Consider the following 22996-nt stretch of genomic DNA (forward strand, 5'->3'; position numbering starts at 1 on the left):
AAACCCGAAGCGGCCTCAGGTCTCCTCATCGGGGGTGGGAGTCTTCTCCCCTGTCTCGGGGTGCCGCACCAGGCCCGGATCCTCCATGCCGTATCGCGGGTTGTCGATGCGGCCCTCCCGGCCGTAGTCGACGGTGGACCCGTCGAGGATCGGGCGGTCCTGCGTGCCGCCCTTCGGCGGCGACGACGCCGTACCCTCCCCGTTGCTGGCCTCGGTCGCAGTTTCCTCGTGCACCTCGTTCTTGTCCGACTCGGGCATCTCTTCCTCCATCTCTCCTTCTCCAGCTGTGATGGCCCACGCTACGCGCGGCCTCACGGCTGAGAACACCCCGTTGACTCCGCGAGGAGGAGGGGTTACAAGACGGAGCGAGGGCGGATCGGCGATCCGGCTATGCGCGTCGGTACTGCGCCGTGATGGGGCACTCGAAGGGGTCGCGGGCCGCAAGCCCCACCCGGTTGAGGTACTCGATCACGATCGCGTACGAGCGCCACAGCGATGTCTCCGTGTAGGGCACGTCGAGCGTGCGGCAGTGCTCGCGCACGATCTCGCGCGCCTTCGCGAGATGCGGCCGGGACATGCTCGGGAAGAGATGGTGCTCCACCTGGTAGTTGAGGCCGCCCATGAGCCACGTCGCCCACCAGCCGCCGCGGATGTTGCGCGAGGTGCGCACCTGCTTCGTGAAGAAGTCGAGCTTCGCGTCGTGCGCGATCACGGGCATGCCCTTGTGGTTCGGGGCGAACGATGCGCCCATGTACACCCCGAACACCGCGAGCTGCACGCCCATGAACGCGAACGCCATGCCGAGCGGCAGCAGCAGGAACACGGGCACCAGCACGAGCGCGAAACGGGCCGCGATGATCCCGATCTCGATCCAGCGGCCCTTCACCGGACCCCGACCGAACAGGTGCTTGAAGCTGTGGAAGTGCAGGTTGAGGCCCTCGAGCGTGAGCAGCGGGAAGAAGAACCAGCCCTGACGCTTCGTGATCGCACGGCGCAGGCCGCGGGCCTCGACCGCGTCCTCCTCGAGGAACGAGATCGTGTCGACCTCGATGTCGGGATCCTTGCCCACCCGGTTCGGATTCGAGTGGTGACGGGTGTGCTTCGAATCCCACCACGAGTAGCTCATGCCGATGGAGCCGGCGAGCACGCGCGCGAGGCGGTCGTTCGCGGGACCGAGGGAGAGGATCTGCCGGTGCGCGGCCTCATGCGCGAGGAACGCGACCTGCGTGAAGATGATGCCGAGCGCGGCGGCGATGAGCAGCTGGAACCAGCTGTCGCCGAGCAGGATGAATCCGGTGACTGCACCGCCGAACGCGAGGGCGATCGCGGCCCCCACCGAGCCGTAGAACCAGGGCGCGCGGCGCAGCAGACCCGACTCGCGCACCACCTCGGAGACCCGGGTGTAGGCCTTCGCGATCGGCGGGAAGTCTTCACGGCGGGCCCTCGTGGGGCGCAGCGGCCCGGGGCCGTCGAGTCCGGAGGCCTGCTGGGTACGGGTGTTCGACATGCGCGGCACCTTGTTTCTGTGGGAACCGCACGGGAGGCGACTCGGTGAAGCCAAGGGCGGTCGCCGATCGCTTCCCTCACGCTATCGCCCGCACCATACGGCGGGCTGCATGGAACGCGACGATCCGAGGATGCCCAGGCGATGCTCAGGCGGTGCGGGGCCGCCCGGCCGCCGCGCATCGGCGGTGCGTCGACGGCGCCCCGGGACTCAGGCGATGCGGTGCTCGTGGATCGCGGTGTTCAGGGATGCCCCGCCCAGTTCGAGGTAGAGCTGCTGCTCGGTCACCGACACGGTCATCGTGTTGCGGCGCGCGAGCTCGGCGACCGCGGCGTCGACGAAGCCGGGGTCGAAGGAGCGCAGCGGGATGTGCTCGGCGCGGTGAACCGTCTTGCCCTCCCACGCCGCGAGCAGCTTCGCGGGGTCGCGATGCGTGTAGACGGCCGCGCGGTCGGCGAGCTTGCTGCCGAAGTGGAGGCGCTGCGCGTCGGGCGCGCCGATCTCGATCCACGCCGTGATCCGCCCGGTGAGATCCCGCACCAGCACGGCGGGCTCCTCCGTCGAGGACACCCCGCCCGCGCCGAACGCGATGCCCTCCTCGTATTCGAGGCAGTACGCGAGCACGCGCGTCATCATGAACGGGTCGGTCTCCGAGGGGTGCCGGGCCACGCGCAGCGAGAGTTCCTCGTACACGCCCCGGTCAACATCCGCCAGCTGCACCTCGAAGGTGTGGATCGTCGCGCCAATCGCCATGACTCCCGAGCCTAGCGCGGCGCGGAAGGCGCTCGACGTCGGCCCGACACGAGGATTCGTCCTCGGCAGCGGCCCGCAGAGGCGGAGCCACGGGGCGCCGGGCCGCGATGCGAGTTGCTGTGAGTATTGCCGGTTTCCCCATCGGCGACGGCGATCGGCGTATCGTGACGAACATGTGGACAGTAATTCTCATCCTGCTTGTGCTCTGGGCTGTGCTGTCGATCGTCGGATTCGTCTTCGAGGGCCTGCTGTGGCTGGCCATCATCGGAATCGTGCTCTTCGTCGGCACTGTGATCTTCGGCATTATCCGGCAACGAGCGAGGCGGCCGAAAGCCTGAGCGCGAGGAGCCCCGCCTCCTCCGACTCCCGCCGCCGACGGCACACGACCGCGTCGGCCGGTGCAAGCCGGTGCCTGTCCGCAGCAGTCAGCCCGCGGGGGTGGGATGCCGCACCTGGAGTGCCGCACCGCGCACGCTGATCCGCACCCGAACCACGGAACCGAAACCGTCTCCGTCGAGTTCGATTCCATGGGGGCTGTCGAAGTGCGCCTCGAAGCGCTTTCCCTGCGCGTAGGCGAGCGCCTGGAGGGCAGGGGCGGATCGGAGCATCTTCCGGCTCAGCCGAGACCGGCGCGCGATCCCCTGCACGGTCAAGCGCGTGCCGATCATGGCCCATCCGAGCCTGCCTTTCGGACGCATCATCACGACATCGAGCAGCCCGTCATCGACCACCGCCGCCGGAATCAGCAGCATGTTCCCGGTGAGGGTCCCGCAGTTGCCAACGATGATCGTGTGCGCGCGCGTCGATCTGACGCGGCCGTCGTCCACCCGGTACTCCAGGTGGAAAAGGCGATTCGCGATGATCGACCGAGCGATCGGCGAAACGTAGGCGAGCCAGCCGAGACGTCTCTTGGCGAAGGCGCTCGTGCGCTCGGCCATCTCGGCGTCCAGGCCGATCCCCGCCATGACGAGGAAGACGTGGCTGCTTCGAACCCCCTCCTCGTCTTCCAACTCGGCGACGCCGACGTCGACCGCTCGGTTCGCCCCCGAGAATGCCGCGGCGACGCAGGCCTCGAGATCGTTCAGCGGCACACCGAGATTGCGGGCAAGCAGGTTCCCTGTGCCGAGCGGGACCAGGGCGACCGGGATCCCGCGCTCGTGCGCCACCTCGGCCACCGCACGCACGGTGCCGTCTCCGCCTGCGACGATCACCGCTGCGGGCCCGCCCGAGACTGCTTGCTCGGCGGCGCTTCTCCCTGCGTCATCGCTCCCGGTCGCATACCATCGTGTGGCGTCCCACCCGTGACGTTTCTCCATCTCCGCGGCAGCGCGACGAATCCGCTCAAGCGGTGTCTTGACCGGGTGGTACACCACGGCCGCATGCTTGGCCCGCATGCGTTCGAGACTATGCGACATCATGGGTGAGCGCCGCGCACGACCGCACCCCTCGATCCGCGAGGGCTCGTCCCACAGCGCGAAGCGCGGCGCTGGCTGAGGTTCTCATGCAGACGGCGCGAGGTGACTGCGCTGCTCCATCAGCGGGCAGCTGAACACGTCTCGCTCGCCGAGTCCGACACGATTGATGTAGCGAACGACGATCGCGTACGAAGCGAACAGCCCGACCTGCGCATACGCCACGTCATGCGATCTGCAGTAGGCCTCGATGATGGGAGCGGCCTTTCGCAGATGCGGCCTCGGCATCGACGGGAACAGGTGGTGCTCGATCTGGTAGTTCAGCCCGCCCATCGCGGTGTCGAGCAGACGCGACCCGCGGATGTTGCGGCTCATCAGCACCTGACGCCGGAGAAGATCGAGACTGGCGTCACGGGGCACGATCGGCATCCCCTTGTGATTCGGCGCGAATGACATGCCCATGTAGAACCCGAAGATCCCGAGTTGAATCCCGAGGAACGCGAATGCGATGCCGGGCGACAGCACGAGGAACACGAGAGTCGGGAACCCGATCAGGCGGATGCTCAGCAGTCCGATCTCCGCCCACCGGCGCTCGAGCCGCCCCCGGGCCACCACCCGGCGGATCCCGGACGCGTGCAGTGAGATCCCTTCCAGCAACAGGATCGGGAAGAAGAACACGCCTTGATGCGCGCGGATCCAGGAAAGCAGACGGCCTCTGGCATGGCGGCGCCCGGGAGCCACGACGATCACCGGCAGTTCGATATCCGGATCCGATCCCAGCTTGTTCGGATTATCGTGGTGCCGCGTGTGCTTGAACTGCCACCAGCCGTAGCTCATACCCACCATCAGATCACCCAGGACGAGGCTGACCCAGTCGTTCCACTTGCCCGAGACGAAGATCTGCCGGTGCGCGGCGTCGTGACCGAGAAACGCGATCTGAGTGAACAGCACCGCGAGGAACGCGGCGGTGAGCAACTGCCACCAGGTGTCCCCGATCAGCACGAATGCGCCGAGCACCGCAGCGAGCAGCAGCGGAAAGCCGAGGAGCTTCGCCCAGTAGTATCCGTAGCGGCGACGCATCAGGCCGCTGTCGCGGATCGACTTCGCGAGTTCGGAGAACTCGTTGGGGCTCCGTCTACTCTTCGGCCGACCCTCCGCGGACGGGACCGTAGGACGGTACTCGTTCATGATGCATCTCGTCTCTTCCTGATATCACCGGCGCCCTCAACGCCCGTGACCCCCTTCGTCGGTCCAGACGTTGATGCGAGCGCTCTCGTCGCGCTCGCCGAGCGACCCGTTCGACGATGGAGCGGACGCAGCGTGATCCGGGCTCGTTCTGAAACTTACTTCTTGCGCAAGAGCCGCCACTGCGGCTGCGCGGTCGTGCTCGCTCTCGGCGGTCTTCCGAAACTCGGCGGCCGCAGCCTCCTGGTGCGTTCGCACCTCGGCGGTGATCTCCGCGAGCCTGTCGGCGAGCACCCGTGCGAGCCCATCCCGCAACTCTTCGAGGTTCGTGCCACCGATCTCCAGGCGCCGGTCCGAAACGGTCAGCTCGACCCCCGCGTATCCGGCCCTCGTCAGCGCATCGCGCGTACCGGATCCGAGAATACCGGCGACCTCGTCTGCTTCGGGCCGTCGAGTGAACACCGCCTCTACCGTGTATCGCCGCGGCGCCCCGGCGGTCATCAGGGTGGTCGGCAGGGAGCCGACCAGCACCGAACCCAGCCCCAGGGGCCCAGCAGCGGTGCCGCTCGCTCGTGTGTGTGTCTCCATGGCTGCACGATACGCCCGAAACATGTGGGGCTCACAGCTTCGACGGAGCCCTTCGTCGAGGGGCAGAGCGCCGCGCGGCGGCATCTCCTGCTGGATCTGAAACTGTGGGGGTCCACATGTTGAGGGAGCATGCTTACGAGTCACAACACTAGGCATGGAACGGGGCCCGATCATGAGCCTGCACGACGACACCGCCCGCAGCGATCTGGAGGCTCTGCAGGAGCGGCTCCGGAGACGCATGGAGAACGAACACCTGAACCATCCGTTTCCGGAGCCGCAAGCGGCCAAGCTCGCCCGCGAGCGCCAGGCGAGATGGGACAAGGTGCTTTCCGAGACCTGGCACCCGTACGAACCCTCGCCGGAGACCCGGCTGCGCCGACAGGCCGAGCTTTTCAGGGCGGGTGCGGCCGTCGAGCCACGCGCAGAATAGGGGTGCGAGCTCGGCTCCGCGATCCTGCAGGAACTGCCCGGCCCGACAGCCTGCTGCGAGAAATAACACACAAGTAGCCGGCGCACAACCGCTTTTCCCGGCGCGCCCTCGCGCCGGAGACTGAGGTGGGAACAGCACCGCATGTGCGTACGGCGGACTCCGCCGGTTCTTCAGCGATCCCAAAGGAGCAGTATCGTGAACAACTCAGCCAACCGACTCGTCGGTGTCATCTTCGGGGCGGTCTACCTGCTGGTCGGCCTGCTCGGGTTCACCGCGACGAGCGGCGTCGGTTTCGTCTCCACCGAGGGCGGACTGCTGCTCGGCATCTTCGAGGTGAACCCGCTGCACAACGTCGCCCACCTCCTCATCGGCGCAGCCCTGCTCATCGGAGGCCTCGCGGGCCTGCGCGCGGCGAAGACCGTGAACGGGATCGTGGGCGCCGCGTACCTGCTGCTCGGCATCGTCGGCTTCTTCATAGCCGACACCGGCGCGAACATCCTCGCTCTGAACACCGCCGACCACATCCTGCACCTGGGCAGCGCGCTCATCCTGCTGGGTGTGAGCCTCGGAGCAGAGCGGGCTGGGGTCACCGCCCGGCCCGCCGTGTGATGTTCGGACAGCTCTGGTCCGCTCTCGCCGCCCTCGGCTCGGGACTCATCCTCCTGGCCGTCGCGGCGGGAGCGGACCCGTGGCTCGCGATCCCCCTCGTGGCCGTCGCCGCTGCCGAGATCGTCTGGGGGATCCTCACCATGCGGGCGGGGCGGATCATCGCGCCCCGCACGACTGCGATCCTCTGCACCGCCATGATCGTGGTCGCAGCCGCGCTGCTCTTCACCCGCAGCATCGGGCTCCTCCCCTTCCTCGCCCTCGTCTCGCTGCACTGGGTCACCGCCGTGTTCGCGGCCCTCCGGCTGAGCCTCGCGCGGCGCAGCGATCCCGCCGCCCGGCCGCCAGCGGCCGGGGCGACCGCTCCGAGCGCCGCCGCGCCCGGAGCCGCGAAGTTTCTCATCGTGCTGACCGCGCAGGCGATGCTCGTCGCCGCGATCACGACACCCGCACTCGCCGACACCGAGCCCGGCGCGGCAGCCATCCCCCACGGCGCCTCCACGCACGGGCACCACTAGGGCGCAGTGGGGCGGCGAGCCAGCGGATGCCGGATGCTGCTGCCATTCCCGGCCTGCATCGAGCGCCCCTGAACACCGCTCATCGGCTACCGAAGTGATAACGTGCTGGCATGGACAACGAGTCGGTGAGCGGCGAGAGCGACGGCGCTCACGACTCGTCGGACTCCGCGGAGACAGAGACGAAGAGACTCGGCAGAACGCTTCGAGAACTCCGCCAGTCCCGGCGGATGACGCTCACCGTCGTGGCTGAGAAGGCGAAGATCACGCCGAGCTTCCTCAGCCAGATCGAACGCGGCCTCGCCGTACCGAGCCTGCCCGCGCTGTATCGGATCGCGCGCGTGTTCGACTTCACCCCCAGCGACCTGCTCGAGGCGCGCAATGAAGAACTCCCGATCCTCACACGACGAACGGCGAGGGCCCGAGTCGAAGCTCCAGCGGCTCTGGTGAAGGAACGCCTCCTGCCCAGCACGGTACGCACGATGCAGGTGTACAGCGCGACGATCCCCGTCGGCGGTTCCACCGGTGAGCCGCAGTCTCACGGCGACTCCGACGAACTACTGCTCGTCGTGTCGGGCACGGCCGTCGTGGAGGTGGACTCGAAGTCGCTCCAGATGGAGAGCGGCGACTCCCTGTACTACCGGACATCCTCGATCCACTCGGTTCGCAACAGCGGGAAGACCGAGCTGGAGGTCCTCTGGATCACAGCCCCGCCCACCCTGCACGACGGCTGGATCGACTGAGAGCGATGCGCGGCGAGGCGCCCCGGCACGCACCTCGATCGCGCCGGGGCCGCCCGCACTCCCGCCTTCGCCTCGCCCTCGACAGCGCTCCGCGCTACGCGGAGGCCGAGCGGGCCGCACGACGAAGACGGAAAGCCTGCCATGCGCGTCGGAAGTAGCCCCCCGTGCGCGAATCGACCGCGACGGCGATCACGATGATCACGCCCTGCGCAATCGACTGATAGAACGGATCGATGTTGAGCAGATTGAACCCGTTGCCGATCATCGCGATCAGCAGCACGCCGAGCACGGCCCGCCAGATCGCTCCCTCGCCGCCCATGATCGAGATCCCGCCCACCACCACCGCAGCGATCACGGTCAGCTCCACCCCGGTGCCGGCGTCGGCCTGTCCCGTGCTGACCCGGGCCGCAGAGATCACCCCGGCGAACCCTGCGGCCGTGCCGCTGATCCCGAACGCGGCAAGGCGCACGAGCTCCACGCGAATCCCGGAGAGCCGGGCCGCCTCGGCATTGCCTCCCGAAGCGTAGAGGTACCGGCCGAACCGCGACTTCGCGAGCAGCAACCCCGTGATCAGCGCCACGAAGGCGAAGAGGTAGACCGGGATCGGCACGGTGAACACCCTCCCGTTGCCGAACCAGCGGAACTGCGAGTTCGCGGCTGAGATCAAGAACCCGCCCGTCACGATCGTGGCGATGCCCCGGAATATGAACCCCGTCGCAAGCGTGGCGATGAACGAGTTGATCCCGAAGCCCGAGATGATGAGCCCGTTCACGAGGCCCAGCAGACTTCCCACCAGGGTGCCGGCGAGAATGGCGAGCACGGGATCGAGACTCGCCGCGGCCAGCGCCGAGACGACGCCGCCCGCCGCGAAGATCGCCCCCACGGAGAGATCGAAGCCCCCCGAGATGATGACGAGCGCCGCGCCGCATGCGATGATTCCCACGGGAGCGGTCTGCGCCAGGATGTTGAACAGGTTCCGCGGGGTCGCAAACGCCGGGGAGAGCACGCTCAACACGATGAAGAGCGCCGCGAAGACGATGACGATGCCGTAGCGGGACATGAATCGGGAGACGGAGAACCGCCCACGACTCGTCTCGGGCCTCGGCAGTGTGGCGATGTCTTGTGTGGTCATTTCAACTGTCCTTCCAGTGCGGCGGATTCTGCGCCGAATGCCGCGGCCATGATCTTCTCCTTGCTCGCCTCATCGCGAGCGAATGCTGCGACGACCCGTCCATGACGCAGCACGAGTATCCGGTCTGCCAGACCGAGCAGCTCCTCGACATCGGACGAGACCACGACCATTCCTCGGCCGTCCGAGACCCAGTGGGTGAGGATCTCGTAGATCGCGAACTTCGCACCGACGTCGACCCCTCGAGTCGGCTCGTCGACGAGGAGCACTCGCGGATCGGTTGCGAGCCATTTCGCGAACAGGGCCTTTTGCTGGTTGCCGCCCGAGAGCAAGCCCACCTCCTTCTCCGGGATCGCGGGCCGGATATCGAGCGCTTCGAGCTCGGCGCGCGTGGCGCGCGCCTCGAGGGACTTTCGGATCCAGCCGAGCCGCGTGAACCTGCGCAGCGAAGCCAGCGAGATGTTCTCTCTCAGGCTCCGGCGAAGGAAGAGCCCCGAGGCCTTCCGATCCTCCGGGATGAGCGCGATCCGCGACGCGATCGCATCCCGAGGAGTTCGGACCCTCGTCGGGGCCCCGTCGACGAGCACCTCCCCGCTCGCCCGGAGATCCGCACCGAAGATTCCCGCGAGCAGCTCGCTCCGTCCTGCTCCAACGAGGCCCGCGACACCGACGATCTCCCCTCGCCGCACCTCGAAGCCGACATCCACGACCCCGTTCGGCGTCGACAGCCCCCGGACCTCCAGCACCGGTTCGCCCGAGCCCGGAGCGCCGCGGCGCTCCGGGAACTCGCTCGCCAGATCCTTGCCCAGCATTCCCTGGATGAGCGATTCCTTGCTCTCGACCGCAGCCGGACCGGTGCGCACATGCTCACCGTTTCTGAGAATGGTGATCGTGTCGCTGATCGCCAGCACTTCCTCCAGGTAGTGGGAGACGAAGACGACGGTCACGCCCTCGATCTTCAACCCGGAGATCACGTTCATGAGGTTCTCGGTCTCCTCCGGGGTCAACGCCGCCGTGGGCTCGTCGAGAATGATGAGCTCCGCCTTCCGCGCGACCGCCCGCATGATCTCCACCTTCTGCTGGTCTGCGATGCGCAGCTCGCGGACCAGCGCCTGCGGAGCGATGTCGAACCCGGTGCGCTCGCTGAGACGGCGGTACTCATCGAGCAGCTGACGCCGTTTCACGAAGCCCAGCACCGACGCCTCACGCCCCAGGAAGACGTTCTCGATCACCGTGCGACCGGGCACCAGGGCGATCTCCTGCTGGATCGTCGCGATGCCCGCTTCGAGGGCATCGTGCGGCCCGGCGAAACTGTGCGTCACGCCTTCGATGACGATGCGGCCGGCGTCCGGCCGGTAGGCGCCGGCGAGAATCTTCCCGAGAGTCGATTTGCCGGCGCCGTTCTCACCGATGAACGAGTGAACAGTGCCGCGCTGGATCGCAACCGAAACCCCGTTGAGCGCGGTGACCCCGCCGAAGCGCTTCACGATTCCGTGCAGTTCGGCGAACAACTCTGATGCAGCCATCGATAGGCCTTTCGAGTGAGGGCGTGCGTCGGCACGGGCGCTCGGCACATGCCGACGCACGCCGTTGGATGGTCAGCCGACGGACGACCACTGGGGTGTGAAATCGCCGCCGGTGTCCCTCGTGTAGAACGCGCCGATGGGGCTCAGATCGAGCAGTTCGATGTTCTTCTGAGAGACCGATCCGCCTCGCACCGCTGTGAGCACCATCTCGGTGGAGAGACGGCCCTCGTCGACTGGGAGGAACACCGTCGTGCCGAACCACTCCCCCGCATCGACCGCTGCGACGCCCTCCTCGGACGCGCCGATGCCGACGAGGGAGACGTTGTCGAGGCCCGCATCCTCCACGGCCTGCTGCGCGCCGTAGGTCATCTGATCCGCGGTCGCGGCGATGACGTTCACGTCGGGGTTCGCCTGCAGGATGTTCTCGGCCGCGGTGCGCGAATCCTCGATGAGGAAATTGCCCTCCTGCTGGGCGACGATCTCGATGGGCCGGTCGGCCTTCCCGACGATCTCCTCGAACGCGCGCAGCTTCGCCTGCTCGAACAGCACGGTGTTGCCGCCAGAGATGTACGCCACCTTGCAGGGAGACGCATCCGGGTGCTCCTCGGCGCAAGCGGAGATGGCGAGCTCGCCGAGAGCCTCACCGCTCGGCTCGTTCGGGTGCCACACCGTGCCGACGACTCCCGCGACCTGCGGTTCCCCCGTCGAGATGTCCTCGCCGATCGGCGCATACGCCGCGACGGTGGGGATGCCCGCCTCATCGGCCTCCTCCACGCCCGGGATGATGGCGACTCCGTCGTTGACGAACACGACGAACCCGTCGTACTGGCCCGAGGCGATCGCGTCCTGAATCTGGGCGAGCTGCGTCGCACCGCTGAACTCGCCGTCGAAGAACGTCACCTCGGCGTTGCCGTCCGCCTCGATGGCATCCTTGACGCCCTGCATGTTCTGCTGCGCATAGGCGTTCGCCGAGGCCAGGAGGAACGCTCCGATTCGAGCCGTCCCGTCCCCGCCTCCGCCTCCTTCGCCCCCGGTCGTGCCGGGCGAACCGCACGAGCTGAGCATCAGCCCCGCAGACACTGCGAGCGCGCCGATGGCGAGCACCTTCCGTTTCTGAATCTTCATGAGTCGTTCTCCTGTGAATCGTGTGATGGGTGAATAGATGGCTGGTCGGATCTCACCCCGGCGGGGCGATGATCCAGAGCACCTCGGCGGTTTCGTCGCCGAGATTGGTGAGGGTGTGCGGCATCGACGTGCGGTAGTAGAGGCAGTCCCCCTCGAACATCGTGAAGCTCTGCTCCCCGACGACCGCGCAGATCGTTCCCGTGAGCACGAGCAGCAGCTCGTCGCCGTCGCCGTGCGTGTACTGAGGGCCCGCCGTCGCGTGGGGTTCGAAGGAACCCGCGAGCACCTCGACGGAGGACACCATGTGCGGGATGAGCCGCTGCTTGCGGTACTCCTCGGTCGCGATCGCTCGCCTGCCCTGTCTCGGCACGAAGACGGGAGTGTCGCTGAACGTGTCCACGAGCAGGTCGGCAGGCGTGAGATCGAAGACCCCGGCTACCCGGAAGAGCACCTGCAGCCGGGGTGTCGCCTTGCCCCGCTCGATCTGGCTGAGGAAGCTCTCCGAGATCCCGGCGCGCGAGGCGACGGCGTTCAGCGTCATTCGGCGAGCGAGACGCAGTTCGCGCAGTTTCTGCCCGACCGGGGACTCGACAGCCTGAGCTGCTGATTCCCCGGCGACCGGTTCGCCTCGCTCCTCGAGCAGCGCCATCGCGTCACGCCTTCGGCGCGACCGAGATGAGATAGCCCCCGTCTTCGCGGACGGTCAGGCTGTCACCGGTGTCGATGAACACCGTCGTGGTGGGCGCCTGCAGAATCGCCGGGCCCGCGACGGTCATACCCGGATTCAAGTTCAGGGCGTTGTAGTACGAAGTCTCGACGAGAGCCTCGTCGACCGCGGAGTAGGCGCTCTCCACGGCGACCCGCGCCTCCTCCACGCTGCTCGCAGCGGACGCCTCCGGCACACCCGGCTGGAACGGAGCGCTCCCGATACCAGCGACCCGCCAGTGGAGGAACTCGATCGGCATCTCATCCCGCGCATACGTGAACTGCTGCCGATGCTCGTCATTGAAGCGCCGGGCGATCTCCTCGATGGCGCCCGCGACCCCCGTGCTCGGATCGTATGAGAACTGGATGGTGAGCTCGTGCACCTGCCCCGGATACCGAGCATCCACGCTGTACTCCAGCGAGGTGCGATCCTCGGAGATGCCGTTCACGTCGAGTCGACGTCTGACGGTCCCCGAAAGGTCGTCGAGCAGGCGGTCGATGTCGGTGAACGAGTCGGCATTCGAGAGGGAGTGCCCGGTGACCGTCTCATCGAGTCGGACGTCGGTCACGGTCATGCCGTACGAGCAGAGCGTGCCCGCTTCCCGAGGGATCAGCACCGTTCTCACACCGAGCTCGCGAGCGAGGCCGACGGCGTGCAGGCCGCCGGCACCGCCGCCGGCGATGAGGCTGAAGTTGCGCGGGTCGATCCCCCGCTCGACCGAGACGCCTCGAATCGCCGAGACCATGTTGGCATCGACCACGCGGATGATGCCGGCGGCGCCCTCGATCGTCGTGAGCCCCAGCGGCGCGGCGACCGCCCGGTCGATCGCGCGCTCGGCGAGATCCTTCCTCAGGTCGCGGCGGCCTCCGAGGAACGCGGTCGGGGACAGACGCCCCAGGGCGATGTTCGCGTCGGTCACGGTCGGCTCGGTGCCGCCCATGTCGTAGGCGGCCGGGCCGGGCTTGGCACCGGCCGAGCGGGGCCCGACGCGCAGCGCCCCGCCGCTGTCGAGCCAGCCGATCGATCCACCGCCGGCACCCACCGAGACGACGTCGACGGCGGGCACTCCGATCGGCTGGTGCTCCACCTGGATCTCGCGGGACATCGTGGCCCGCCCCTCGTGGATGAGGCACACATCGAGGCTCGTACCGCCCATGTCGACGGTGATGAGGTTCCCATTGCTCGCCTCCTCCATGAGACTGAGCGCCGCAGCCGGTGCGGCCGCGGGGCCCGAGGCGAGCACGTTGACCGGCTTCTGCAGGATCTCGGCGACCGACGCGCAGCCGCCGTTGATCTGCATGATCAGCGGGCCGCGGCCGTAGCCCGAGGTGCGCAGCAGCTCTTCGAGCTTCGCCAGGTAGCCGCTGATGCCCGGCAGGATATAGGCGCTCAGCACGGCGCAGGAGGTGCGCTCCCACTCGCGAATCTCCGGAAGCACATCCGCCGAGCAGATGACCGGCACACCGGGAAGCTCCTCGGCGAGGATCTCGCGGGTGCGCTGTTCGTGAGCGGGATTGAGGATCGACCACAGGTAGCCGACCGCAACCGACTCCACGCCCTCGTCTGCGAAGATGCGCGCCGCCGCTCTGACGTCGCCCTCGTCGAGCGGGACCACCTCTGCACCGAGGTTGTCGATACGGCCCCGGACGCCGAGCCGCAGGTACCTGTCGACGAAGGTACCGGGATGCTCCACGTGCACGTCGTATCGATCGGGCTTGAACCCGTCGCGCAGGTAGAGGACGTCGCGGAAGCCTTCGGTGGCGAGAAGCCCGACCTTCGGGCCGTTCCTCTGGATCAGGGTGTTCGTCGAGATCGTGGTGCCGTGCACGAAGAGAGCCGTGTCGGCCAGCAGCTCGCGCAGTTCGAGGCCGAGCTCACCGGCGACCGCTTCGAGCCCCAGCTCGATCGCCCTCGTGGGCTCGACCGGGTCGGTGTCCTGTTTCCAGAGCGTGAGGCCGCCCTGCTCGTCGATCACGGTGAAGTCGGTGAAAGTGCCGCCGATGTCGACGCCGATTCTGAAAGTCATTGCTGTTTCCTTCTGTTCTGTGCAGTTCTCGGGACGAACCGGAGCTATTCGACCGGGTTGAGCAGGTAGACGTCGCCGTCGCGCATGTTCTCTTCCAGCCACGTCGACGCGCTGGGAACGAGCGGTTCGACGAGGGACGCGTCGCGCGCGGGCATCGAGCGCCGCTTCGCAGTCGTCGCCGTCTCGTCGACGACCGGGTCGAGGTCGTCGCTGAGCACGACGCCGTACACCTCGAGCGCGGTCTCGCGGCTGATCCAGCCATCACGCGCGTTCTGCCTCACCAGCTCGACATCGCGCTCACGCGGATCCCCGTTGCCGCCGCCGCCCGTTGAGATGCCGACGTGGCGCTCTCCCGGCTTCACCACGACCTGGCCGCTCGCGGAGAAGTAGCGTCGGTGGTCGGTGGCGAGGTTCTCGACGTACTGCCCGCCGCCGCAGCCCCGCAGGCCGCCTGCGACGCCGTGCGGCGGGTTCTGGGCGCCGTCGCCGAAGGTGATGCACTCCATGTCGCCCTTGGTCGAGCGGATCGCCATGCGTACGCCCGGTCCGCCGATCTGGCGGCCGTGGCCCATCGAGTCCGTCTCGACCTCGAGCGTGTCGACCATCAGGGGATAGAGCATCTCGAGCTGCTCGATCGACTGGGCCTTGAGGCCGCCGAAGGCGGCGTGGCTCTCGAAGAGCGGCCAACCGTCGGCATCGGAGGCGGCGCCCGACGCACCCGTGTTGTTGAACATCATGACGCCCCAGGGTTCGCCGTCGTGCCCCTCCGCGCCGGAGAACTGCGGCACGTTGGCGCACCGCGCAGTACCGCCCAGCACCTGCTTCGGGAGCGCCTGCGAGAGCGCCTTGTTGATCGCGTCCGACATCATGTCGGAGGGTACGATCGTCGCGGCCGAGGTGGAGGCCGGATACTCGGGCAGGCAGATGGTGCCCTCCTTGAGCACGACCTTGATATGGTCGATCGCTCCCTGGTTATGGGGGATATCGGGATTGATGTAGTACATGAACGGCGCAGCGCCCGCCGCCGAGGAGGTCGCGAAGGATCCGTTCACGCCGCCCTGCGCCTGCGGGCCGCTCTCGGTGTAGTCGACCTCGACCTGATCGTCCGCAATGGTCACCTTGACGCGAATCGGGATGTCCTCGACATCGACGCCGTCGCTATCGATCCAGCCCTCGCCGTAGTAGACGCCATCGGGCATCGCTCGGATCTCCTCCGCCATGCGGCGATCCGCATACCTGAGGATCTCCTCGCTGTAGTGGAGCACTTCCTCGGTTCCGTACTCCTCGCGCAGCTCGACGAGACGCTGCTTGCCCTTCTCGATCGAGCCGAGCTGCGCCATCAGATCGCCGTGGAGCAGTTCGCTGTACCGCAGGTTGGCGAGGTAGAGGTCCGTGATGTCCTTGCGTTCCTTGCCGGCGTCGAACAGCTTGACCGGCGGGATGGTGAGCCCTTCCTGATAGATGTTTCGTGCCGCCGCAGTCACGCTCGACGGCACGAACGCTCCGATGTCCATCTGGTGCCCCTTCGTGACCGACCAGAAGCGGTGCTCCCCGTCGACGAAGACCGCTGCTGCCGTGACCACGTCACCCACGTGAGTGTTGTAGCGGTAGGGGTCATTGCAGATGAAGACGTCGCCATCGTTGATGTCGCCTTCGAAGGTGCGAGAGATCTCAGCAAGCACCAGCCCGAGCGAGGTGGTGTGAATGGGCAGCGCATCTTCCATTGCCAATTGACGGTTGTCGGCGTCGTAGACGGCGCAGGAGTAGTCGCGGCAGAGGGCGAGGATCGATGTCCATGCGCTGCGCTCCAGCGTGATGGTCATCTCATTCGCGATGCTGTGGAAGCGGCTCATGATCACGCTGAAGGTGATCGGATCGAGATTCTTGTCGTGTGTGGCAGTCATCGTTGACTCCTAAAGAGGCCTCATGGGAGAGGGTCTGAGTGGAAAGCGGTGGTGGATGATCGGGATCGGGAGAGCTATCGACCTCCTCGGGCGGGCGGTCGTGCAGGTGCACAACCGGAGCCCGTTTCACTGAGATTGAACTACGCTTCATTCGCGTGTGGCTACAGTACAAAAGATTTAACCAATACACAAGCAACTATTTTCACACCACAAGAAGTTGTTGCATCTGCACGGCTCCGGATGCCGTGTTTCGGGCAGACCAGAGCGTGCCGTGAGCCTCGTGCGCTCCGCACGACACGGCGAGCGGCGTGGCCAGCGGAGACGAGCGGCACGAGACCGGCGGCCGGCATCCGTGCATCGCCGCGGCGCGTCAGCCCGTCATTGCCGGGTACACCGCATCTCCTCGCCGGTCATGAGCCGATCACGAACGGGAGAACGCACTCCTCAGGCGACGAAGCCCGTCTAGCGCGCTCCCGCCGCGCGGACGCGCGGCTCAGTGAGGTAGATCATGTTGCCGTCGGGGTCGAAGAAGGCCCGATACCGGTAGTGCACCCCTGAAGGGTGATCCCAGGGCGTGTATCCGTCATGAGCCCAGTCGACCTCGCCCTCCAGCTCGGCGACGGCGGCATCCAGGTCCTCGACCTCGAACGCGATGGAGTCGAAGCCGATCGGATCCTCGAGGTTGATCGACGACCGGCGCTCCAGAGGCCTCGCGTTCGTCGTGTGGAAGATGTACAGCACGAGACTACCGAGATCGAAACTCGCCCACTGCTCCTCGAGCTTGGGCGTCTCCTCGTACTCGATGAAGAAGGGCAGCCCGAGCACGCGGCGGTAGAAATCGGTCAGGCGGGGAACGTCGTTCGTCAGGACGACCATGTTGTCGACGCGCGTGAGCCTGAGTGTCATCTTCGACCTTTCCGGCAACAGAGAAATCCGATCCTCCTTGAACGCTACCGCCCGCCAGGGGCCGCCGCAACAGCCCCACAGCACGCAGCAGGACGGCATCGGCGCGCCCCACGATTGCCGCAACCCTCGCCGCGCGCCCCGCGAACTGCGATGATGGTCGCCATGAGGATCGCGATCGCAGGAGGCACCGGCACGGTGGGCCGCCGCACCGTCACCGCGGCGCAGGAGGCCGGCCACGAGACAGTCGTGCTGAGCCGCTCGCACGGGGTGGATCTCGCCACCGGGAAGGGCCTGGTGGCCGCGCTGCGGGGCGCCGACGCGGTGATCGATGTCACGAGCATCGCGACGCTCAACGGGGCGAGGGCCGTCGAGTTCTTCACCGCCACTGCGAAGCACCTGCTCGCTGCAGCGGAGTCAGCGGGAGTGGGGCACGTCGTGGTGCTCTCGATCGTGGGCATCGACCGGGTTCCGCACGACTACTACGCGGGCAAGCTCGCCCAGGAGGGTGTCGTGGCCGCCTCGGCCTCACCGTGGACCATCCTTCGGGCGACCCAGTTCCACGAGTTCGCTGCCCAGATGTTCGATCGGGCGAAGGCGGGCCCGTTGCACCTGGCGCCGGTCGCGCGGGTGCAGCCCGTCGCGGCTCAGGAGGTCGCCGAGCGGCTGGTCGCCCTCGCTGCGGGCTCCCCGCAGGGACGGGTCACGGATCTGGCCGGGCCGCAGGAGGAGCGGCTCTCGGAGATGGTGCGCGCCTTCGCGCGGGCGACCGGGCACCGCGGGTGGATCCCCGCCCTGCGCGTGCCGACCCGGCAGATGCGGGGGATGCGCGCCGGCGGCGTCCTCCCGGGCCCCGACGCGGATCGCGGCCGTCAGACCTTCTCGGAGTGGATCGCGCAGCTCTGAGCGGCGACGCCTCTTCCCCGCCTCCGCGTTCGGGGATGCTCACTGCCGTGCGCTGCGACCGTGGCTGATTGCGGACGTGATGATCCGCACGGTCACCGCGACCAGGATGAGGTTCGCGAGCATCTGCGCAGTGACCGCGATCCGTGCGATGCCCGTGACCGGAACGATGTCCCCGAAACCGACGGTCGTGAGCACGGTCGCAGACAGATACACCGAGTCGATCTTGTTCAGCGGCTCACTGAACGCGCTCGGATCCACCGCCGAGAAGACGAGGTACACGCCGGCCGACACGAAGACCGCCATCGGCACGAGGAGCGCGATCGCCTCGATCGCCTGGAACACGGGGGTCGGCGATTTCACGATGGCCCGGGACTGCCAGGCCACGCACAGCAGGAACGCGCACATGCCGACCACGAAGAACACCAGCGGCGCGAATCCGTTCGGACCGACGGGCAGCAGCACGTACACCAGCAGCAGCGTCACCACGGTTCCGGCGCTGCGGGCGAGCGCGTGCAGGAGCGCCGTTCGCCCGGGAGGCGTCACTGGTTCCCTCATGTCTTCCCCTCACGGGCGCGTGACCATCCACGGCGCTGCGAGAAGGGTATCCGCTCGACCCGGTCCGCCGAAAGGGCGCGTGGCGGAGGCGACGTCGGAGCTCGCCGCGCTCGCCCCCGCACGACGGGTCATGGTGAGCCGCTGGCGGCCGTCGCGCGACCCGTTCCCAGGTCAGATCCCGAGCGCGCCGATGAACAGGAGCGCGAAGACGACGATCGCGGCGGAGAACAGGAAACCGATCGCACCGGTGATGATCCCCGCGATGGCGGCGCCCTTCGAGGCCCGAGCCCGCACGGCCACGATCCCGAGCACGACCCCGAGCACCCCGGCGATCATGCTCACGACGAGCACCGTCATCCCCGACAGGGCGACGAAGTTCAGGACCAGCAGCAGCACGCTGGCCACTCCTGCGACGAGGGCGGTCGGGGCAGCCCAGGTGGGCGCGGAGGTTTCGGACGTCTGCGACATAGGACCACTTCCTCGAACATACGAACGGGCAATGACTCCCCAAGCTACAGCGCCGATCCTCACCCCGACGGTGTTTTCCCGCTTTTCCCACGCGCGAAGCGCAACTTGCATCGAAACTGCGCGATCTGCTCCCGAACGCGCCCGAAGAGACCGCGGCGCCGCCAATAGGCTGCTCAACAGAACCAAGAAGCTGCATCGTTCACCAGAGAAAGAGAACCCCGTGACCGAAGAACATCTGAGCCGCACGCTCGCAGACGCACCGAGGGCCGATGAGGGGTACTACGGCCCGGACAGCGTCTCCTGGCGAGTGTTCTCCGACCCCGGTTCGATGCTGGGCGCGAAGAACGCCGTATTCCTGCAGATGCTCGAGCCCGGCATGATGACCCACTTCGAGCGCGTGTCGCTCACCACGGAGGGACCCGAGCAGCTCGCGGCGCGCTTCGACCGCACCTCGGCCTACCTGCGGGATGCGATCTTCGCCGACCGCGCGCACGCAGACGCAGCTGCCGCGCACGTCGACCGCCTGCACGAGCGGGCCTCGTGGACGAACCCCGAGACCGGCGAAGTCGTGAGCGCGAAGCAGCCCGACTGGCAGCGCTGGACCTGGTGGACCTACATCTGGTCGGCGGTGCGCGGATACCAGGAGTTCGGGCCGGGACTGTCGACCGCTGATTCGAACCGACTCGTGCAGGAGTCCCGCCACGGTGCGGAGAGCCTGCACGTGCCCGGACCGTACTTCCAGACGTTCGACGAACTCGACGCCTACATCCGCAAGGAGCTCGAGACGAAGGCGCTCACGCTGTTCGCAGCACTCGCCGGCCACACGCTGCGCCACCCCGACGTCAAGGGCCCGGTGGCGAAGTTCGTCACGCGCCGGGTGCTCGACGGCGTGCTCTCACTGCTGCCCGAGAGCGCGCTCTACTTCTACGCGGTCGAGGATCGCGGCCCGAAGGCCTTCGCGCGAGGCGCCCGCTTCACCAAGTGGATCGCGAAGCTCTCCCGCAAGAACCGCTCCGCGGAACAGCTCATCGCCGAGGCCATCGGCGATTCCATCGCCAAGCCCTACCAGCGGGTGCGCCCCGCACGGGCATAACGCCGCGCACGCACCGAGCCGGCATGCTGCCGGCGATCCGCCGCCCTGCACGAGCACACGCTCTGCGGGGCGGCGGATCGCGTTTTCCAAGCGCGCTCTCCGACGATGTGGCATCCTCTGAGAAACCCGCACGCGCGATCCGCCCACCTGAGATGATGTACAGGTGAGTCGTATCGCATACCGCCTCAGGTCTTATCCGCTCGTATTCGGTACACTCCTCGTCGCCTCGGTCGGGTTGATCATGCTCGCCACACCCGCAGCCAGGATCGTCCCCTGGATTGTGGGCGCATACGCCCTCGGGATCGCCGCATGGTCGGCGATCGGCATGATCCGCCAGCTGCTCCGCGGGCACGCCGGACTGGACATTCTCGCCGTCACAGCGATCACAGCAGCAGTCGCCGTCGGAGAGGTGTGGGCCGCACTCATCGTTGTGCTGATGCTCACCGGGGGCGCCGCACTCGAGGACTACGCCGAGCACCGCTCCAAACGTGAGCTGACGGCCCTGCTGCGCAAAGCGCCGCAATTGGCCACCCGCCTCGTCGACAACAAGACGGACTCTCGTGAGGAGGCAGCCACGGAAGACGTACCGGTAGACGAGGTCGCAGTGGGCGACCTGTTGCTCGTACGGCCCGGCGCACTGGTGCCGGTCAATGCGATCCTCGTCTCAGAGCACGCCGTGTTCGACGAGTCGTCGCTGACGGGCGAGAGCCTCCCGGTGGAGCGTGCCGCCGGTGAACGGGTGTCGAGCGGCGCGGTCAACGGTCAGGCCGCAGTGACCATGCGCGCCGCCGCGCTCGCATCCGACAGCGAGTACCAGCAGATCGTGCGGCTCGTCGAACGGGCAGCGAGCAGCAAGGCCTCAGTCGTGCGACTGGCCGACCGATACGCCCTGCCGTTCACACTGCTCGCACTGCTCATCGCAGGCGCCGCCTGGGCACTCAGCGGCGACGCGGTGAGGTTTGCCGAAGTGCTGGTCGTGGCGACGCCATGCCCGCTGCTGATCGCCGCCCCGGTCGCCTTCCTCGGCGGAATGAGCCGAGCCGCAAGGTTCGGCCTGATCGTCAAAGGCGGAGGCACCCTTGAACAGCTCTCACGGGCACGTTCCGCGGCGTTCGACAAGACCGGCACGATCACCCAAGGAAAGCCCGCGCTTGAACGCCTGCTGCCCGCAGACGGCTTCGACGCCGACGAACTGCTCCGGCTCGCCGCCTCCGCAGAGGTGTACTCCTCGCATGTGCTCGCAGGGTCCGTGATCGACGTGGCGAAACACCGCGAGCTGCGCCTCCTCGATGCGGAGAGGGCCGAGGAGATAGCAACACACGGGGTGGCCGCGACTCTTCGACTCGCCCACACCACGGACCCGGTGGTCGCGCGGGTCGGCAAGCCTGCCTGGATTGGCGAGCATGTGCCAGACCTGACCCTCGCGGAGCTGGCTCCCGGCGAGCTCGCGATCTACGTGGCAGCCGACGACCGCTTCGCTGGCGCGATCATCATGCGCGACCAGGTGCGCAAGGAGGCGGCTCAGGCTCTGAGCGAACTCGACGCCCTCGGGATCTCACGCACACTCATGGTGACCGGAGACGTCGCCGCAACGGCGAACCCGATCGCCGAAGGCCTCGGCATCGATGAAGTACATGCCGAGTGCCGACCGTCGGACAAGGTGCGGATCGTGCAGGAGGTCCAACCGCGGCCGCTGATCATGGTCGGGGACGGCTTGAACGATGCACCCGTGCTCACCGCGGCGCACATCGGATTCGCGATGGGAGCGCGCGGAGCCACTGCCGCCAGCGAATCCGCAGATGTCGTGAACCGATACGACACCCTCGCATCGCTGCCGCGCGCGGTGACGATCGGGAAGGATACGGTGAAGATCGCGCTGCAGAGCATCTGGTTGGGCATCGTCATCAGCATCGGACTCATGCTCATCGCAGCGTTCGGCTTCCTACCCGCCATCCTGGGAGCCTGGCTGCAGGAGCTTGTGGATCTCGTTGCGATCCTCGGAGCGCTCCGGGCGGTCGGTCCACGATCCGAGCGAAGGGCGCGCCGACTCGACTGACTACGGCCGAGCATGCTCTGATCTGGCCGGGCCCGAGTGCACGGGGAGAGGAGGCAAATGCCGCCCCTCCCCCAAGACTTTGAACAGCTACGCTGCGGTGCTCGTGCGACGACGCGACAGGGAGAGCACCAGGGCTCCCCCGACGACCATGAGCGACACCACGCCAAGTGCGGGGAGCACCGTCTCCTCGGCACCAGTGCGCGCAAGCAACGGCTCGGACTGCTGCCCCGACTCACGCACGACCTCGATCTTGACCGAACCGACTTCCCGACCGTTCAGGAGCATCACGAGACGATGTGTGCCGCTCGGCACGCTCGCGGGAATCGCAAACGTCGTATCGAGCGTGCCCGCTGCGCTCGATGTGCGCGCGCCGAGCGCGATCGGCTGTGAGTGCAACTCAAAGGTGTACTCGGTGTCGAAGAGCAGGCCCCAGGCTTTGAATGGCACCGAGGATCCCGCCGTCACACTCTTCACACCCGAGATCGACAGCGCCGGTGCGGCAATTCGCCCACTCGGCGGAGTTGCGATGACGTAGTCGACGGTGTCGGCAGCCCGGAGGGTAGCAACAGCATAGACGGATTTCCCGACGAGGTCCGCGGTCATGGCGAGACTTGCCTGATCCGCACCCGCAATCGGGGTGCCGTCAGAGAGGAACCACGCCCAGCTCACCGAGGTGGGTGTCGGCACCCACATCGTCGTGTCGATGTCTGCGGTCAACTGGCCGAAGAGAGCATGGAGACCGCGAAGAGTCGGCGCATCGCCAGGCGTGAACCCTCCCTTGTGGACCGTGTTCGAGAACGGAGAGTTCAAGGTCACATAGCTCTGCGTGTTCAGCGCTTCGAGCGTCGCGATCACATAGACGC

23 protein-coding genes and 1 pseudogene are annotated in these 22996 nt (G+C 67.3%); 8 read left to right on the forward strand and 16 right to left on the reverse strand.

Going from position 1 to position 22996, the window contains the following annotated elements:
• Nucleotides 1-15: 15 nt before the first annotated feature.
• The 3 genes from H629_RS0101750 to H629_RS0101760 form a co-directional block, all read right to left on the reverse strand.
• On the reverse strand, nucleotides 16-270 hold the full coding sequence (locus H629_RS0101750) for a hypothetical protein (RefSeq protein WP_024355642.1): 255 nt from the start codon (nucleotides 268-270) through the stop codon (nucleotides 16-18).
• A 118-nt stretch (nucleotides 271-388) separates the two neighbouring features.
• Nucleotides 389-1507: a fatty acid desaturase family protein gene (locus H629_RS0101755; RefSeq protein ID WP_029746448.1), complete on the reverse strand. Its 1119-nt coding sequence runs from the start codon at nucleotides 1505-1507 to the stop codon at nucleotides 389-391.
• Between the two features lie 207 nt (nucleotides 1508-1714).
• A complete protein-coding gene (locus H629_RS0101760) occupies nucleotides 1715-2257 on the reverse strand; it encodes a YaeQ family protein (RefSeq protein WP_024355644.1) in 543 nt (180 codons plus the stop codon).
• Between the two features lie 119 nt (nucleotides 2258-2376).
• Here H629_RS0101760 and H629_RS15470 point away from each other — a divergent pair, with 119 nt between their 5' ends.
• Nucleotides 2377-2595, forward strand: a complete 219-nt coding sequence (locus H629_RS15470) for a hypothetical protein (RefSeq protein ID WP_051137763.1) — start codon at nucleotides 2377-2379, stop codon at nucleotides 2593-2595.
• Between the two features lie 87 nt (nucleotides 2596-2682).
• Here H629_RS15470 and H629_RS0101770 read toward each other — a convergent pair whose 3' ends face one another.
• The 3 genes from H629_RS0101770 to H629_RS0101780 all read right to left on the reverse strand — a co-directional run bounded on the left by H629_RS0101770 (nucleotide 2683) and on the right by H629_RS0101780 (nucleotide 5442).
• Complete coding sequence (locus H629_RS0101770) at nucleotides 2683-3675, reverse strand: diacylglycerol/lipid kinase family protein (RefSeq protein ID WP_338034103.1); 993 nt, start codon at nucleotides 3673-3675, stop codon at nucleotides 2683-2685.
• A gap of 81 nt (nucleotides 3676-3756) precedes the next feature.
• A complete protein-coding gene (locus H629_RS0101775; protein ID WP_024355646.1) occupies nucleotides 3757-4857 on the reverse strand; it encodes a fatty acid desaturase family protein in 1101 nt (366 codons plus the stop codon).
• A 36-nt stretch (nucleotides 4858-4893) separates the two neighbouring features.
• Nucleotides 4894-5442 (reverse strand): hypothetical protein, encoded by a 549-nt coding sequence (locus H629_RS0101780; protein ID WP_024355647.1) that lies wholly within the window; start codon nucleotides 5440-5442, stop codon nucleotides 4894-4896.
• Nucleotides 5443-5614: 172 nt separating this feature from the next.
• On the opposite strand from H629_RS0101780, the gene H629_RS0101785 reads away from it, so the two are divergent.
• From H629_RS0101785 to H629_RS0101800, 4 genes are all read left to right on the forward strand, one after another.
• Nucleotides 5615-5872 carry a hypothetical protein gene (locus tag H629_RS0101785; RefSeq protein ID WP_152485616.1) on the forward strand — a complete coding sequence of 86 codons (258 nt, stop codon included), beginning with the start codon at nucleotides 5615-5617 and terminating at the stop codon, nucleotides 5870-5872.
• 195 nt (nucleotides 5873-6067) lie between these two features.
• Complete coding sequence (locus H629_RS0101790; protein WP_024355649.1) at nucleotides 6068-6481, forward strand: DUF4383 domain-containing protein; 414 nt, start codon at nucleotides 6068-6070, stop codon at nucleotides 6479-6481.
• Nucleotides 6481-6996: a hypothetical protein gene (locus H629_RS0101795; protein ID WP_152485617.1), complete on the forward strand. Its 516-nt coding sequence runs from the start codon at nucleotides 6481-6483 to the stop codon at nucleotides 6994-6996. Before H629_RS0101790 ends, H629_RS0101795 begins: the two co-directional genes overlap by 1 nt.
• A gap of 110 nt (nucleotides 6997-7106) precedes the next feature.
• Complete coding sequence (locus H629_RS0101800) at nucleotides 7107-7736, forward strand: cupin domain-containing protein (RefSeq protein WP_024355651.1); 630 nt, start codon at nucleotides 7107-7109, stop codon at nucleotides 7734-7736.
• A gap of 94 nt (nucleotides 7737-7830) precedes the next feature.
• Here the strand turns inward: H629_RS0101800 and H629_RS0101805 are convergent, their stop codons facing one another.
• From H629_RS0101805 to H629_RS0101835, 7 genes are all read right to left on the reverse strand, one after another.
• Nucleotides 7831-8868, reverse strand: a complete 1038-nt coding sequence (locus H629_RS0101805; protein WP_051137764.1) for an ABC transporter permease — start codon at nucleotides 8866-8868, stop codon at nucleotides 7831-7833.
• Nucleotides 8865-10391 carry a sugar ABC transporter ATP-binding protein gene (locus tag H629_RS0101810; protein WP_024355653.1) on the reverse strand — a complete coding sequence of 509 codons (1527 nt, stop codon included), beginning with the start codon at nucleotides 10389-10391 and terminating at the stop codon, nucleotides 8865-8867. The genes H629_RS0101805 and H629_RS0101810 overlap by 4 nt, the downstream gene beginning before the upstream one ends.
• Nucleotides 10392-10463: 72 nt before the next feature.
• The gene (locus H629_RS0101815; protein ID WP_024355654.1) at nucleotides 10464-11516 is read right to left on the reverse strand and encodes a sugar ABC transporter substrate-binding protein; all 1053 of its coding nucleotides are present in this window, start codon (nucleotides 11514-11516) and stop codon (nucleotides 10464-10466) included.
• Between the two features lie 52 nt (nucleotides 11517-11568).
• Nucleotides 11569-12165 carry a helix-turn-helix domain-containing protein gene (locus H629_RS0101820; protein ID WP_024355655.1) on the reverse strand — a complete coding sequence of 199 codons (597 nt, stop codon included), beginning with the start codon at nucleotides 12163-12165 and terminating at the stop codon, nucleotides 11569-11571.
• 4 nt (nucleotides 12166-12169) lie between these two features.
• Nucleotides 12170-14248, reverse strand: coding sequence for a hydantoinase/oxoprolinase family protein (locus H629_RS0101825; RefSeq protein ID WP_024355656.1), 2079 nt, complete (start codon nucleotides 14246-14248; stop codon nucleotides 12170-12172).
• A 44-nt stretch (nucleotides 14249-14292) separates the two neighbouring features.
• Nucleotides 14293-16152, reverse strand: coding sequence for a hydantoinase B/oxoprolinase family protein (locus tag H629_RS0101830; protein WP_024355657.1), 1860 nt, complete (start codon nucleotides 16150-16152; stop codon nucleotides 14293-14295).
• A 462-nt stretch (nucleotides 16153-16614) separates the two neighbouring features.
• Nucleotides 16615-17058, reverse strand: coding sequence for a VOC family protein (locus H629_RS0101835; RefSeq protein WP_024355658.1), 444 nt, complete (start codon nucleotides 17056-17058; stop codon nucleotides 16615-16617).
• Between the two features lie 162 nt (nucleotides 17059-17220).
• On the opposite strand from H629_RS0101835, the gene H629_RS0101840 reads away from it, so the two are divergent.
• Nucleotides 17221-17961 carry an SDR family oxidoreductase gene (locus H629_RS0101840; protein WP_024355659.1) on the forward strand — a complete coding sequence of 247 codons (741 nt, stop codon included), beginning with the start codon at nucleotides 17221-17223 and terminating at the stop codon, nucleotides 17959-17961.
• A 39-nt stretch (nucleotides 17962-18000) separates the two neighbouring features.
• On the opposite strand, the gene H629_RS0101845 is transcribed toward H629_RS0101840, so the two are convergent.
• Nucleotides 18001-18516 carry a potassium channel family protein gene (locus H629_RS0101845; protein WP_076623853.1) on the reverse strand — a complete coding sequence of 172 codons (516 nt, stop codon included), beginning with the start codon at nucleotides 18514-18516 and terminating at the stop codon, nucleotides 18001-18003.
• Between the two features lie 171 nt (nucleotides 18517-18687).
• Nucleotides 18688-18984, reverse strand: a complete 297-nt coding sequence (locus H629_RS15340) for a hypothetical protein (protein WP_024355661.1) — start codon at nucleotides 18982-18984, stop codon at nucleotides 18688-18690.
• A 220-nt stretch (nucleotides 18985-19204) separates the two neighbouring features.
• On the opposite strand from H629_RS15340, the gene H629_RS15345 reads away from it, so the two are divergent.
• Together H629_RS15345 and H629_RS0101860 are read left to right on the forward strand one after the other, a co-directional pair.
• On the forward strand, nucleotides 19205-20077 hold the full coding sequence (locus H629_RS15345) for an oxygenase MpaB family protein (RefSeq protein WP_024355662.1): 873 nt from the start codon (nucleotides 19205-19207) through the stop codon (nucleotides 20075-20077).
• 163 nt (nucleotides 20078-20240) lie between these two features.
• Nucleotides 20241-22133, forward strand: coding sequence for a heavy metal translocating P-type ATPase (locus H629_RS0101860; RefSeq protein ID WP_024355663.1), 1893 nt, complete (start codon nucleotides 20241-20243; stop codon nucleotides 22131-22133).
• A gap of 87 nt (nucleotides 22134-22220) precedes the next feature.
• On the opposite strand, the pseudogene H629_RS15350 reads toward H629_RS0101860, so the two are convergent.
• A pseudogene (locus H629_RS15350) lies at nucleotides 22221-22996 on the reverse strand (hypothetical protein); the annotation flags it as partial.

The organism is Leucobacter chironomi DSM 19883 (assembly GCF_000421845.1).
Taxonomy (GTDB): domain Bacteria; phylum Actinomycetota; class Actinomycetes; order Actinomycetales; family Microbacteriaceae; genus Leucobacter; species Leucobacter chironomi.

Excerpts from the sequence above, each read along its gene's own strand:
- H629_RS0101760 (WP_024355644.1), bottom strand. The coding sequence starts at position 2,257 with ATGGCGATTGGCGCGACGATCCACACCTTCGAGGTGCAGCTGGCGGAT.
- H629_RS0101770 (WP_338034103.1), bottom strand. The coding sequence starts at position 3,675 with ATGATGTCGCATAGTCTCGAACGCATGCGGGCCAAGCATGCGGCCGTG.
- H629_RS0101775 (WP_024355646.1), bottom strand. The coding sequence starts at position 4,857 with ATGAACGAGTACCGTCCTACGGTCCCGTCCGCGGAGGGTCGGCCGAAG.
- H629_RS0101815 (WP_024355654.1), bottom strand. The coding sequence starts at position 11,516 with ATGAAGATTCAGAAACGGAAGGTGCTCGCCATCGGCGCGCTCGCAGTG.
- H629_RS15340 (WP_024355661.1), bottom strand. The coding sequence starts at position 18,984 with ATGTCGCAGACGTCCGAAACCTCCGCGCCCACCTGGGCTGCCCCGACC.
- H629_RS0101840 (WP_024355659.1), top strand. The coding sequence starts at position 17,221 with ATGAGGATCGCGATCGCAGGAGGCACCGGCACGGTGGGCCGCCGCACC.
- H629_RS0101845 (WP_076623853.1), bottom strand. The coding sequence starts at position 18,516 with ATGAGGGAACCAGTGACGCCTCCCGGGCGAACGGCGCTCCTGCACGCG.
- H629_RS0101755 (WP_029746448.1), bottom strand. The coding sequence starts at position 1,507 with ATGTCGAACACCCGTACCCAGCAGGCCTCCGGACTCGACGGCCCCGGG.
- H629_RS0101805 (WP_051137764.1), bottom strand. The coding sequence starts at position 8,868 with ATGACCACACAAGACATCGCCACACTGCCGAGGCCCGAGACGAGTCGT.
- H629_RS0101810 (WP_024355653.1), bottom strand. The coding sequence starts at position 10,391 with ATGGCTGCATCAGAGTTGTTCGCCGAACTGCACGGAATCGTGAAGCGC.
- H629_RS0101780 (WP_024355647.1), bottom strand. The coding sequence starts at position 5,442 with ATGGAGACACACACACGAGCGAGCGGCACCGCTGCTGGGCCCCTGGGG.
- H629_RS0101825 (WP_024355656.1), bottom strand. The coding sequence starts at position 14,248 with ATGACTTTCAGAATCGGCGTCGACATCGGCGGCACTTTCACCGACTTC.
- H629_RS0101830 (WP_024355657.1), bottom strand. The coding sequence starts at position 16,152 with ATGACTGCCACACACGACAAGAATCTCGATCCGATCACCTTCAGCGTG.
- H629_RS0101800 (WP_024355651.1), top strand. The coding sequence starts at position 7,107 with ATGGACAACGAGTCGGTGAGCGGCGAGAGCGACGGCGCTCACGACTCG.
- H629_RS0101795 (WP_152485617.1), top strand. The coding sequence starts at position 6,481 with ATGTTCGGACAGCTCTGGTCCGCTCTCGCCGCCCTCGGCTCGGGACTC.
- H629_RS0101785 (WP_152485616.1), top strand. The coding sequence starts at position 5,615 with ATGAGCCTGCACGACGACACCGCCCGCAGCGATCTGGAGGCTCTGCAG.
- H629_RS0101820 (WP_024355655.1), bottom strand. The coding sequence starts at position 12,165 with ATGGCGCTGCTCGAGGAGCGAGGCGAACCGGTCGCCGGGGAATCAGCA.
- H629_RS0101750 (WP_024355642.1), bottom strand. The coding sequence starts at position 270 with ATGGAGGAAGAGATGCCCGAGTCGGACAAGAACGAGGTGCACGAGGAA.
- H629_RS0101835 (WP_024355658.1), bottom strand. The coding sequence starts at position 17,058 with ATGACACTCAGGCTCACGCGCGTCGACAACATGGTCGTCCTGACGAAC.